9 protein-coding genes are annotated in these 13,205 nt (G+C 37.4%); 6 read left to right on the forward strand and 3 right to left on the reverse strand.

Features of this window, described 5'->3' with window-relative positions:
- Positions 1–51 precede the first annotated feature (51 nt).
- Positions 52–2,514: a hypothetical protein gene (locus PSPO_RS01925; RefSeq protein WP_148665220.1), complete on the reverse strand. Its 2,463-nt coding sequence runs from the start codon at positions 2,512–2,514 to the stop codon at positions 52–54.
- 152 nt (positions 2,515–2,666) lie between these two features.
- Between PSPO_RS01925 and wecC the strand changes: the two genes are divergently transcribed.
- The 3 genes from wecC (at position 2,667) to PSPO_RS01940 (ending at position 6,864) form a co-directional block, all read left to right on the forward strand.
- A complete protein-coding gene (wecC, locus tag PSPO_RS01930; protein ID WP_010561124.1) occupies positions 2,667–3,905 on the forward strand; it encodes a UDP-N-acetyl-D-mannosamine dehydrogenase in 1,239 nt (412 codons plus the stop codon).
- Positions 3,906–3,914: 9 nt separating this feature from the next.
- Positions 3,915–5,027, forward strand: coding sequence for a non-hydrolyzing UDP-N-acetylglucosamine 2-epimerase (gene wecB / locus PSPO_RS01935; RefSeq protein ID WP_010561123.1), 1,113 nt, complete (start codon positions 3,915–3,917; stop codon positions 5,025–5,027).
- A gap of 106 nt (positions 5,028–5,133) precedes the next feature.
- A complete protein-coding gene (locus PSPO_RS01940; RefSeq protein WP_010561122.1) occupies positions 5,134–6,864 on the forward strand; it encodes a tetratricopeptide repeat protein in 1,731 nt (576 codons plus the stop codon).
- 38 nt (positions 6,865–6,902) lie between these two features.
- Here the strand turns inward: PSPO_RS01940 and PSPO_RS01945 are convergent, their stop codons facing one another.
- Both PSPO_RS01945 and PSPO_RS01950 read right to left on the reverse strand, forming a co-directional pair.
- Entirely contained in the window at positions 6,903–8,318 is a 1,416-nt protein-coding gene (locus tag PSPO_RS01945) for a phosphomannomutase (RefSeq protein WP_010561121.1), read from the reverse strand.
- 20 nt (positions 8,319–8,338) lie between these two features.
- Positions 8,339–9,409 (reverse strand): glycosyltransferase, encoded by a 1,071-nt coding sequence (locus PSPO_RS01950; RefSeq protein WP_010561120.1) that lies wholly within the window; start codon positions 9,407–9,409, stop codon positions 8,339–8,341.
- Between the two features lie 127 nt (positions 9,410–9,536).
- Between PSPO_RS01950 and PSPO_RS01955 the strand changes: the two genes are divergently transcribed.
- From PSPO_RS01955 to PSPO_RS01965, 3 genes are all read left to right on the forward strand, one after another.
- Positions 9,537–10,940, forward strand: coding sequence for a mannose-1-phosphate guanylyltransferase/mannose-6-phosphate isomerase (locus PSPO_RS01955; protein ID WP_010561119.1), 1,404 nt, complete (start codon positions 9,537–9,539; stop codon positions 10,938–10,940).
- A gap of 210 nt (positions 10,941–11,150) precedes the next feature.
- On the forward strand, positions 11,151–12,251 hold the full coding sequence (locus tag PSPO_RS01960; RefSeq protein WP_010561118.1) for an FAD-dependent oxidoreductase: 1,101 nt from the start codon (positions 11,151–11,153) through the stop codon (positions 12,249–12,251).
- A gap of 1 nt (position 12,252) precedes the next feature.
- Entirely contained in the window at positions 12,253–13,203 is a 951-nt protein-coding gene (locus tag PSPO_RS01965; RefSeq protein ID WP_010561117.1) for a glycosyltransferase, read from the forward strand.
- Positions 13,204–13,205: the final 2 nt, after the last annotated feature.

A 13,205-nucleotide genomic window follows, 5' to 3' on the forward strand; every position in this document is an offset into this window, starting at 1 on the left:
GCTTGCTGAGTATTACTTTGGTATATTCAGCAAGCCATTTATTGTTAATTGCTATTTGAACTTTAGATTTTGTTGGCGAGTTAGAGTAAGCAGCAACAAAACAAACAAGAATATTAACATAGAGCCCGATGAGCTTTTTTCAGCATTATTTTGCGGCTCGTCCTGCCATTTTGTCACATCTAACGGGAAAGCATCATTATCATCGGTAACACTGTCGTTATCATCATCAGTATCGGCATTATTACCAATACCATCGTTGTCGGTATCGGTATGTTCTGATGCATCTAGTGGGAAAGCATCATTATCATCGGTAACACCGTCATTATCATCATCAGTATCGGCATTATTACCAATGCCATCGTTGTCGGTATCGGTATGTTCTGATGCATCTAGTGGGAAAGCATCACGAATATCAATAAAGCGATCATTATCATCATCAAGGTCTTCTCTATTTGTTAGACCGTCAGCATCATTGTCATCAGCTTCCGATAGTTTAAATACTTGTAACGATGATGAATCATCAATGCCAAATAGGGTATCTTCAGCACTCATTATATCCAATACAGATGTACTAAAGGTAATCTCTTTTACTTTATCAAATCCACTATCGATCTTTTTATGAATTGAAAATCCTTTGTATCCAGAAATGATTATGTAATCTTTCCATGTTGTTGTACTGAGGGCAGATGTACTTTGTTCGTTAAACGTTTTGCCTGATAAATAGCCTTCATATTTAAAGTTATCCGTTAGCGAGAAAATTAAAACATTGCCATGTCCATTATCAGTTAGCAGTAACTTTTTGTCATAAATATCAATATCATTAAGAACGAAAAAGTCGTTAGTTGCTGCGTGATAGCCAGATAGGTCTAATTCATTATACGCTTGCCAGCGGTCTGAACCTCTAGTTAAAACAAAAACGGTTCCTCGACGAGATGCCGCAACTAAATATTCCCCGCTAAATGCAAGTAATGTAATTTGCTCACTAGGCAGGAAAATAAGCTTGCTAGCTGAATAAGTTGTTTCTTTACTTAAATCAAATTGTGAAAGTTCGAAAAAAGTCACTCGACTTCGCCAATCAACAACCACAAGAAAATCATCTGTAATTAAGCATGTATTATGATTTTGATGTCCGAATTGTACAGCGTCAGTGAAGAGAAAGGGGTAGCTTGCGGAATTCGAAAGGTTATTGATGCTTGTAACATTAATACTTTGACTTTCAATTGAATAGTAGTGCTTGTCATCCATTGCAACACAGCTATTTGATTGATATTGCGGTGTTAGACCTTCAAGAGTATCTTTTTGTGACTCATTCAAATTTGTGAGTTCACTTAAATTAACAACGAGCGAATTGTTTTCGGATGGTGACACTTTATTCAAAAACACATGGTTTCCGGCAATGTTAATATTTCTAAATGTGGTACTCGGAAAATCAATGGTTTCAATTGGGCCCGTTTCGAGTGAGTCTGGTGTGTAGACACTAAAACCCTGTTTCATTTCAGCTGCGTAAATTCGGTCATCATCAAATGATATGTTGCTAAATTTACTTTCAGGTGTTTTGTAAACGGTAGTCGATAGTGGTGAATGAATATCGCTAAAATCAATGTGAATTAGTGCGTTGTAATAAACCGCAAGAAAGTCACTATTGTATAAGTGAGTGAAACCAATAAAGTCATTTTGATTAGGGTTATTGAATTGAGGGTTGTCATTACGTAACAGTTCAGGGGTGTTTGCCTTTAAATCAATATAAAAATAGCCTGATTGGTTATAATTTTTTATTCTTGATGCCAAAACTAAGTTTTCTGTAGCAGTAATTTTGTGGGCTTGCTCATCGTCATTTAGCGCAAAGAACTGCTTTTGCGAAACTTGATTATCTATAAAGGTAAGCTCAACAAGAGCATTATCAGCGGCAAGCCATACATTGTTGTTAACAACGGCTAAGTTAGAAACAAAACCGTATTCAATTGGAATTTTCCAATCAAGCACTGCTGAAATGTTGAGGGTGTTTGGAACTATCGAAAAAATGTAGAGTTTATCAATTAAGGTGCCACGCATTGATAGCAAATAGATATGACTTTGTGTAATACGAAAGTCAGCGACAGATATTGGTGAGTTAGCGTTGTCAGAAATCAGAGTGCTTAGGTTAAATTGCTCAGTTTTTAATTGATTATTACCATCGTAAGAAAAGGTGTGAAAGATTCCATTTCGCGCGATTATACCCACTTTATCATTAGTGAATTTTTGTAATTTTGCAGCCTCATAGTAGTCAAAAAGTCCTGGTATTTGTTCTTTGACTTGCCATTGGTTGTTATTTCTGTGGACAAGAAAAAGAGAAGATGTAGCGATGTTATGAGCTATCACTAAATTGTTTTTTAGCGCAATTACGTCATCAAAACCAGCGATACCTTTAGCAATAGAACCATCATCAATAATTGAAGCTGTGTGCTCAATATTGATAGATGAGTTTGCAAAGGTATTGAGGCAATAGAAAAGAAGTATCAATAACCAAGCTTTCATAAACCATCCTTGATTTAGTTTATTATTTAAGTCGTTTTTATTCTTCCATAAAAACTTTTTTTCAACAAATCCAATATCACTTGCTACCACTGTTTTATTCGCTACGAAGAATCGTGTAAACTCTCCTCATTATTTTTACAGGATTAGTTATAGTGGAATTTAAAACAATATCGGTGGTTGGTTTAGGTTATATTGGTTTGCCAACTGCAGCAGTCATTGCTTCGCGTGGTTTACAAGTTATCGGTTTAGATGTGAGCGAACATGCTGTTAAAACAATTAACGAAGGTAATGTTCATATCGTTGAGCCTGACTTAGATATTGTTGTACGTTCTGTTGTAAATAGCGGTAATTTAAAAGCCACTTTAACCGCCGAAAAAGCGGATGCATTTATGGTGGCAGTACCAACGCCTTTTAAAGATGATTATAAAGCGGATCTTTCGTATATTGAATCAGCCGCTAAAACCATTGCGCCAGTATTAGAAAAGGGTAATTTAGTTATTCTTGAATCAACTTCACCAGTTGGTGCGACTGAAGAAATGGCTAAATGGTTGGCTGAAGCACGTCCTGATTTGTCTTTCCCGCAGCAAAACGCAAGTAACCCTGATATTAACATTGCCCATTGTCCTGAGCGTGTTTTACCGGGTCATGTACTTCGCGAGCTCGTTGAGAATGATCGTGTAATTGGTGGTATGTCGCCCGCGTGTTCTGAAAGAGCAGTTGCTCTTTATAAAACATTTGTCAAAGGTGAGTGTTTAATCACTAATGCACGCACTGCTGAAATGGCAAAACTAACTGAAAACTCATTCCGTGATGTCAATATTGCATTTGCAAACGAGCTTTCGCTGATTTGTGACAAGTTAGATATTAATGTGTGGGAATTAATTAAACTTGCTAATCGTCACCCTCGTGTAAATATTTTAAATCCAGGCCCAGGTGTAGGCGGCCACTGTATTGCTGTTGATCCTTGGTTTATTGTGAGCTCTGCGCCAGAAGAAGCAAAGCTTATCAAGCAGGCGCGTTTAGTAAACGATGCTAAACCTGAATACGTTTTTAACCAAATCATTAAAGAAGCGGATGAATTTAAACGTCCTGTAGTCGCGTGTTTTGGCTTAGCGTTTAAGGCTGATATTGATGATTTACGTGAAAGCCCTGCGCTTGATATTGCCGTTAAGTTAGCAAAGCAAGAAGGTCTTGAGGTGCTTGTAGTTGAGCCTAATATTGACGCTTTACCTAATGTATTTGAAGGAACCAATGCAAAGCTCGTTTCAGTAGAGCAAGCTTTTGAAGAGGCAAAGGTAATGGCTATCTTAGTTGATCACTCTGAGTTTAAAAACGTTGATGCTGAAAAGTGGGCCGCAAAAGTGGTTATTGATAGTCGTGGTATTGTGTAAGTTATTTTTATGAAAGTATTAACCGTATTTGGTACGCGCCCTGAAGCGATAAAAATGGCGCCATTAGTTAAAGCTCTTGAAAACGAACCGAAAATTGAAAGCAAAGTGTGTGTAACAGCGCAACACCGTGAAATGCTTGATCAAGTGCTTGAGCTGTTTAAAATTACGCCTGATTATGATTTAAATATTATGAAGCCGGGGCAAGACCTTACTGATATTACCAGTAAGATATTACTTGGTTTAAAACCTGTTATTGCTGAATTTAAACCGGACTGGGTATTAGTTCATGGTGATACGACAACAACGCTAGCAACATCGTTAGCTGCGTTTTATCAACAAACAAAAGTAGGTCATGTGGAAGCAGGTTTACGCACCGGTAACTTGTATAGCCCTTGGCCTGAAGAGGCAAATCGCACAATTACAGGTGTTATTGCAGAAAAGCATTTTGCACCAACTGAGGGGTCTGCAAATAACTTGCTGCGTGAGCATGTTAACCCCGAAAGCATTGTCGTGACTGGTAACACAGTAATTGATGCACTATTGCAAATTAAAAATGATGTGCTCACAAATGAGAATGTCAAAGCCGAGTTTGATGCCAAATTCTCAGCTTTTAACTCTAAACCTTATGTGTTGATCACAGGTCATCGCCGTGAAAGTTTTGGTGGTGGATTTGAGCGTATTTGCCAAGCGATAGCAACACTTGCGGATAAGTATCCTGAGCATAACTTTGTATATCCAGTGCATTTAAATCCGAATGTACAAGAACCAGTAAACCGCCTGTTAGCTGAACATACAAATGTTATGTTAATTGAGCCGCAAGAGTATTTACCGTTTGTTTATCTTATGGATAATGCGCATATTATTTTAACTGACTCAGGCGGTATTCAAGAAGAAGCGCCTTCGCTAGGCAAGCCAGTGTTAGTTATGCGCGAAACTACTGAGCGCCCAGAAGCGGTTGAAGCAGGTACAGTAAAGCTTGTTGGCACAGATGTAGAACTTATCGTGAATTCAGTTTCAGAGTTGATAGATTCTAAAGATGCATATAACCAAATGAGCTTTGCCCATAACCCCTATGGTGATGGAAAAGGGTGTGAACGAATTATAACTGCGTTATTAAAGTAATTATCCAAAGGCTTTTCAAATAGATGGGAAGCCTTTTTTATCTAATTATTTCTAGCTACTATTATACAGTCTTATTTCGTAACTAAATTAGTCCAAAAGGAAGCTTGTGACGTTATTGCAAAATAAAAAACTATTAGCTCTATTCTTAATCTCATTTCTAACTGTCGTTTTATACGGCAATACCCTTGATGTACCATTTTACTTTGATGATGAAACATCGATTGTTGAAAGTAGCGTCATTCATACAGGCGCGCTAAGCGATATTTATCAAGCTTACAAACTACGTTTTGTGGGATATTGGACGTTTGCTTTAAATTATCAGTATGGTGGGGGAGATGTTACAAGTTTTCATATTACAAATATTGTTATCCACTTTATAAATGGTTTATTAGTCTATTGGATTTGCGCATTATTATTTAAGTTCCGCCCTGAAAGAGGAGGTGTGCTTGATATCTCGGAAAAATGGCTACCGTTGCTAGCAGCTCTTGTCTTTATTTCTCACCCCTTACATACCCAAGCAGTTACTTATATCGTGCAACGCTCGGCATCGCTTACCGCGTTATTTTATCTTGTTTCAGTTATCGCATATGTTCACTGTAGAATTGTAAAATCTAAAGTTAGATTGGTAGTGTGGTTTTGTACTTTAGTTATTTCGGCTTTGTTGGCAATATTTACGAAACAAAATGCGTTTACATTACCAATAGTGCTGTTTTTAACTGAGGTTGTTCTTTTTAGGAAATTGTCGAACAATCAAATTGTTTCAATATTGTTAGCGCCATTTCTTATCCTTGCTGGTACCTGTTTACTCACCCCTGAAACTTTGAGTGTGTTAGATGACTTAACAACTGAGACAAAATCGTACTCTCGTATAGAGTATTTTTTCGCGCAAGCGAATGTTTTATGGATTTATATTGCTAAATTTTTCTACCCAGTACCACTCAGGCTAGAGTATTTGTACGATCAGCATTCATTTAGCAATACGCAATCTTATATCGCATTATTGGCACATTTAATAGTTATTAGTAGCGCATTGCTATTTTCGAAACGCTATTCTTTGATATGTTTTGGAGTACTCTTTTATTATTCTACGATGCTTGTTGAATCTAGCATCATTCCTATACAGGATATGGCAGTTGAGCATAGAACTTATTTACCTAATGTTGGCTTGATTATAGCTTTGATGGGGCTTAGCTCTTTACTGTTAGAGCATTGTAGTTCTGACAAGCGTAAAATTTACCTGTTTTTTGTTTGCTCGGTATTTGTTGTCGGAGCTTTTTCATTACTTACATACCAACGCAATGAGCAGTGGAGAGACCCGATTACGTTTTATAAGCATGAATTAAAATATGGTCCTGATAACCCCAGAGTTTTAAATAATTTAGCGGATGCCTATTTTGAGATTGAAGAAATTGATAAAGCGCTTCCGCTTTTAAAACACAGTTTATCGATTGATGCCGAAAATCTAACTAATACGCAAGCCGTAAATATGTTAGCTATGTTGATTGGTTATAAAAAGTATGAAGAGGCAGAAGAGTTAGGAGAGTCACTGATCAATAAAATAAAACGTCCGTTTTTAAAACGTGGTGTTTTAGTTAATTTAGGTATTATGCATCTAGAGCAGAACCAGCTTGAAAAGTCTGAAGTGGCGTTTAAAAGAGCGTTGAATTTTAAGCCAATTACTGCAAAGGTTATGCTTGGTCTTGCGGTTTCTTTGGCCAAGCAAGGTAAGTTTGATGAAGCTGAGTTTTATACGACTCAGGTAATAAAAGTTGAACCGAATAACGCAGGGGCAAAAAAACTCTTTAATCAAATACGACAAGCACGGCAAAATGAATAGGAAAAAGAGTTACTGAAAACTCAATAACCCTTAAAACTTTATAAGTTCTGAATGGCCGATAACGTTGCTTTTACAAGCTGTTCTGCTTTGATTTGGCTATTACTTTCAGCATAGCATCGTAATTCAGGCGCGTTACCAGATGGACGAAGGTGCACAACCTCGCCATCTGTGAACGTCATTCTAAAGCCGTCAGTGTCATTTACTTTTGCAAGTTTAAAAGGCAAATCTAACTTTAGTAACCAAGCTTCAGGCTCTTTATTAATGTTAGCAATTAGTGATAGGCTTTTATCTCGTGCAAAGTCTTTAATTCGATCACTCGCTGTATAGCGTTGTGGTAATAACTTAACTTGTTCAGAAATTGATTGCTGATTTAATTGGCTTAATAAGGTAATCGCGGGCAATATCGCATCTCGTGTAGGTAATGGTTGAATTATTTTACCATTTAGCTTTATTTTGCTGGCTAATAAATACCCGCCATTCGCTTCAAAGCCAGCAACAGAGTTAAATGTACTAAGTAAACTGTCGAATTCTGAAATAACGTATGGTGATCCAATCTTTGTACGTTCAATGTGTTTAAAAAGGTTGCTCTTTTCGATTGCGGTATTACAGCTCACCGGAGTAGATAATGCTTCGATGCCTAAAATTTTTGAACATAATAAACCTAATATATCGCCTCGCAACCACTCACCAAACTCATCAGAAAGAAGAGGCCTATCGCCATCGCCATCGGTGGAAAATAGCGCATCCAACTTGTACCCTTTCACCCAAGCGCGCGCCTTTTCTTTATCTTCTTCAGACACAGCTTCGGTATCGATCGGTACAAATTCGTCACTTCGCCCTAGTGAAATAACTTCGGCACCCATAGCTTCAAGAATAAGGTTGTAAATATCACGGCCAGCACTTGAATGCTCGTAAATGCCGATGCGCTTGCCTACTAACGCATCTTGTTTACAAATTTCAGTGTTGCGACGAATGTATGCGTCTTTGGCATCTGGCAAAACACTCAATTCGGGTAAGGTGGTGATTGCTGATAGCGGGACGTTGGTGGCTAAAATTGCCACTTCATCGGCTTTAGTAATTTCCCCTTGGGCTTTGTAAAACTTTAGCCCATTACGGTCAAATGGAATATGGCTGCCGGTGACCATAATGCACGGCATATTGTGCTGCATTGCGTAATATGCCAAAGCGGGTGTTGGGATCACCCCGTAAAATTTACTGGCGATATTTATTTGAGCAAGTCCAGCGCTAATCGCTTGTGCCATCTGGTAACTACTTGGGCGGTTATCAATCGCTAATGCCATAGTGGTTACTTTGCCTTCTTGCTGCACAACATGGGCAAAAGCCAGCGCGAATGCGGCGCATACATCAGGTGTAAAATCGCATACTAATCCGCGCGCTCCAGAGGTGCCAAATCCTATGCCAGAGCGTGCAATAATATTTGAACTATTCATCATTGAATATTTGCTCCTAAAATTTAAGTCATAATTTCTTTCATTTGGCTGAAAAATAAATCGGCCTTAAATGATTGAGCGCGCGCAATACAATTATTCATCATGTTTTGTGCTTTGTTTGGCGTTAAGAATTCTATCGCGTCGATTAGGTCGCTGGTGCTTAAATCTGCTGGGCAAAGGTAGCCAGTTTCTTGATGTCTAACGGTTTCTTTTATTCCGCCATCATTAACACCAATAACGGGTTTTCCTGCGGCCATAGATTCAACTGGAGACATACCAAAGTCTTCATCAATCGGTATGTAAATAGTGGCAATACATTCAGAGATGTATTTTCGTAGCATTTCTTGTGATGCCCAACCAACAATTTCAATATTTGAATAATTTTGACATTCTATTTTGAGTTTATCGAGCATGCTGCCACCTGACACAAGTACGAGCTTTTTGTTGGGTAGCTGTTTAAATGCATCGACAATCGTTTGAATCCGTTTATATTCTTCAAGCCTTGCTGTCGACAAATAATAACCACTTGAACTTGAATTAAAAAATTCTTCAATATGAACAGGAGGGTAAATAACAGTTGCATCGACATTTAAGTATTTCTTTAAACGGGCTTTAACATTATTTGAGTTAGCAATGACGAGATCCATCTTTGGCAAAGTTGGTTCATATTTTTGTCTCACCCAAGTCGCAAATTTATCAACTATATACGCTTGCCAAGATGGTAACGTATTCTGATAGTGGTCATAGAGATCATAAGCAAACCTTGGGGGCGTATGGCAATAGTATATATTTTTCTCAGCTTGAGACTTATGCACGGCTACAGGCGCATTACTGCCAGAAAAGAGAATTTTCTTACTGGTTAGCTGTTCAGTTTTTATTCTTTCGAAAGCATTAATCGAGTTAATCGTTTTCCAAATAGGAATTCTCGCAACCTTGCCGATATTAATAATATTCACATTATGTTCTGGAAATGCGCTAAAAATATCTTTATTTGTTCCGCTAACAATGAGTGGGCAATTTAAATGTTGCGCTAAATCAAGAGATACCTTCTCTGCGCCTCCGGCAACTTCAAGGAAGTCATATAAAATGGTCACCTAGGATTCCCTGTATTATTAATTTTAATATTCAATGAAATAATACCTAGATTTATAGGAATTTGTAATTGTGGTTTGTATTCTGTTTGTTACAATTATGGGCCCATAGAGCGAACTGTACATAAAAATGTCTAATATATACCCAACTATTTTATCTGGTGGTTCTGGTACGCGACTTTGGCCTCTCTCACGAAAACACTACCCAAAGCAATTTTTAAAGCTGACAAGCAAATATACAATGCTGCAAGAAACAGCGCTACGCTTAAGTGGGTTTAATAAGCCAATTGCTGTTTGTAATGAAAGTCATCGCTTTATTCTTGCCGAACAACTGCATGAAATCGGGCAAGACCCAACCGCAATTATTTTAGAGCCAGTAGGCAGAAACACGGCTCCAGCAATTGCTCTGTCAGCGTTTAAAGCATTGGAGCATAGCGATGATGCAATTTTAGTTGTGCTTGCTGCTGATCATCTTATTGAAGATCTCGAAGCGTTTCAAAATGCAGTAGAGCTTGCTGCAGAGTATGCCGAGCAGGGAAAAATTGTTACTTTTGGCATAGTACCTACCTCACCTGAAACAGGTTTTGGCTATATTCAAGGTGAAAAAGGCAGTTCTCAGGCATTAAAAATTAAGCAGTTCGTTGAAAAACCCAATAAAGTCAAAGCCAAAGAGTATTTAGATAGCGGAGATTTCTTCTGGAACAGCGGCATGTTTGTGGTCAAAGCAAAAGTTTATTTAGAAGAACTAAAAAGATTTAACTTTGAGATATATGAATCTGCATTTAAGGCGTACTCCAACGCTCAGTCAGACTTAGATTTTGTCAGAATAAATAAAGATGATTTTGTAAAGTGCCCAGATAATTCAATCGATTATGCTATTATGGAGCATACAGAGTTGGGCGTTGTTCTGCCTATTTCAGTTGGTTGGAGTGACGTTGGATCATTTTCTGCGCTTTGGGAAGTATTGCCTAAAGATGACTTTGGTAACGTAAATCTTGGCGATGTTAAAAATATTGATTCTAAAAATTGCCTTGTACAATCAGAGAATCAATTTGTTGCAACTATAGGTGTTAGCGATTTAGTTATAATTGGCACAAAAGACTCTATTTTGGTTGCTCATAAAAATAGAGTCCAAGATGTAAAAAGCATCGTTAATCATTTAGAATGCACTGGAAGAAGTGAGCATTTACTTCATCGAGAGGTACATCGTCCTTGGGGGAAATATGACTCTGTAGACAAGGGAAAGCGATACCAAGTTAAGCGAATAACAGTAAAGCCAGAAGCCTCGTTATCAAAACAACTACATTATCATCGAGCAGAACATTGGGTAGTTGTTTCTGGAACCGCTATTGTTGAAGTCGATGACATTGAAACTGTTCTTACTGAAAACCAATCTGTTTACATACCAGTTGGGGCTAACCATAGATTAATAAATCCAGGGAAGGTAAATCTTGAAATTATAGAAATACAAAGCGGAAGCTATCTTGGTGAAGATGACATAGTTCGACTTGAAGATGAGTTTGGTCGAACGTAAAAAGCTTCTTTTTAAAAATAAGTAGAATTTAAATTAACTTAGTTGATTCATAGAGCATATAAGTTTTATTTTGAAGGGTTTCAATAATAATCCACTTCTTTATTCATAAGTATTGAGTATTACTAACTTAGTATTCTTTGAATAAATGAATTAGATTTTCGCAAAATAACACATTTGTAGATGTTCTTCTCAATCAGAAACGGACAAAAAATGAAAAGTGCTATTATCGGTGGAGGCTTTTTTGGCCTATACCTAGCTGATTATCTAGCTAAAAAAGGACATAGCGTCACTCTATTTGAAAAGTCAAATGAAAGCATGTCTAGAGCCTCTTATGTTAATCAAGCAAGAGTTCACAATGGGTATCATTACCCTAGAAGTATCCTTACAGCTCTTCGCTCAAGGGAATCATTTCCTAACTTTGTAAAAGAATTTGAATCTGCAATAGTTAGTGATTTTGACAAATATTACATGATTGGCAAAGTACTAGGAAAGGTTACAGCAAATCAGTTTCAAAAGTTTTGTAAAAAGATTGATGCATATTGCTCACCGGCAAACGGAGAAATAACTAGCTTAGTTAACAAACAATTGATCGAAGAGGTGTTTCTAACGAAGGAATACGCGTTTGATAGTACTTTACTAAAAGCTGAAATGTTGCGTCGATTAGAAAGTCAAGATGTGAAGCAAAACTATAATACGTTAGTGCTTAGCGCCGAGTCAGTTGGTAATAAAGTAAAGCTTAACGCTAGAAACGAAACTACTGAATTTAGTGAAGAGTTTGATCAGGTGTTCAATTGTACTTATTCAATGATCAACTCAATTTTACATAACTCTAAGCTAGAGTTAATTCCTTTGAAGCATGAGCTCACCGAAATGTGCATTGTTGAGCCGCCAGCATTGTTAAAAAATGCAGGGATTACCGTTATGTGTGGCCCGTTTTTTTCTATCATGCCATTTCCCAGCAAACAAGCGCATTCTTTTAGCCATGTAAGATATACGCCTCATTCTGAATGGTATGATGACGCAAACAGTTATCAAACCTCCCACGACATATTTGATGATGTTGATAAGAAAAGTGCTTGGCGAAAGATGATTTATGACGCACAGCGATATATTCCAGCATTAGCAGAGTGCAGTTATAAAGAATCTATATGGGAAGTGAAAACAGTTTTACCCGCGAGTGAAGCGAATGATTCACGTCCTATTTTATTTAAAAAAGATTATGGTATTAAAGGGCTTCATTGCGTTATGGGTGGAAAAATAGACAATGTTTACGATGCGGTCACAATGATTGAAAATATGAGGCTAGTGTAAGATGCAGGAACTATTTGTTTCAGTAATTTGTGTAGTTAACAGTAGTAAAAGTTTAAATAAAATATCAGAACTACATGATACCTTAGAAAAGAATTACAGTGATTTTGAAATTGTCATTATAGATCAAAGTGATAATGAAAGTGTTACCCAAGAGGTAGGTACAGCCTTAAAGCGCTTCACATCAATCAGGCATATCGAACTGAGCTTTAAAGTTAAACATGATGTAGCAATTGCGGCAGGTGTTGAAAACTCTATTGGTGATTATATTGTTCACTTTAACTTAGACTCAGATCCTATTCATGCTGTAGAGGATTTGGTATCAATCTGTATGTCAAAGACTGATATCGTGTTCGGTGAATGCAAACAGCTATTTAGCTATAAATACGACCTCATTAAGCCGCTTATCAATGTCTTAGAATCAGTGAGCAAAGCCAAGTTTCCTGACTACTTTACTGAGTTGTTTTGTATTAACCGCAAAGTCGCAAATGCAGTAACAGAGACTGGCAGATATCATCACAAGTTTTTTGCCAGAATAATAAGGACTGGCTATAAAGTTTCCACATACTCATATTCAACACAATCAGATAAAAAGCGTTCGTCTGCATTAGAGCTAAAAAACTCATTTAGAGAGTTAATATTTAACTCAACAAGACCGCTTAGATGGATGAGTGCGTTAGGTTGCCTTGGTGGTTTCCTTGCGTTTATCTTTAGCGTTTATAGTGTGCTGGCTAACATCATTAGCGGTAACGTAGTTCAAGGGTGGACGACATTAGTGCTGTTTAGCTCAATGTTGTTTATGTTGCTCTTCGTTATATTGGCATTTTTTGGAGAGTATCTAGGAAGGTTGCTCGATGATCGCAGTGATAAACGAGATTATTGTGTTAAGAACGAGCAACATAGTACCGTGATGGTAAATAAAAACAGAATAAACGTAACTGATAGCGCAGAGTGATT

The organism is Pseudoalteromonas spongiae UST010723-006 (assembly GCF_000238255.3).
Classification (GTDB): Bacteria; Pseudomonadota; Gammaproteobacteria; order Enterobacterales; family Alteromonadaceae; genus Pseudoalteromonas; species Pseudoalteromonas spongiae.

What these genes read in the sequence shown, in the direction of transcription:
- PSPO_RS01925 (WP_148665220.1), bottom strand. Translation starts at nt 2,514, where the DNA reads ATGAAAGCTTGGTTATTGATACTTCTTTTCTATTGCCTCAATACCTTT.
- wecB (WP_010561123.1), top strand. Translation starts at nt 3,915, where the DNA reads ATGAAAGTATTAACCGTATTTGGTACGCGCCCTGAAGCGATAAAAATG.
- PSPO_RS01945 (WP_010561121.1), bottom strand. Translation starts at nt 8,318, where the DNA reads ATGATGAATAGTTCAAATATTATTGCACGCTCTGGCATAGGATTTGGC.
- PSPO_RS01955 (WP_010561119.1), top strand. Translation starts at nt 9,537, where the DNA reads ATGTCTAATATATACCCAACTATTTTATCTGGTGGTTCTGGTACGCGA.
- PSPO_RS01960 (WP_010561118.1), top strand. Translation starts at nt 11,151, where the DNA reads ATGAAAAGTGCTATTATCGGTGGAGGCTTTTTTGGCCTATACCTAGCT.
- PSPO_RS01965 (WP_010561117.1), top strand. Translation starts at nt 12,253, where the DNA reads ATGCAGGAACTATTTGTTTCAGTAATTTGTGTAGTTAACAGTAGTAAA.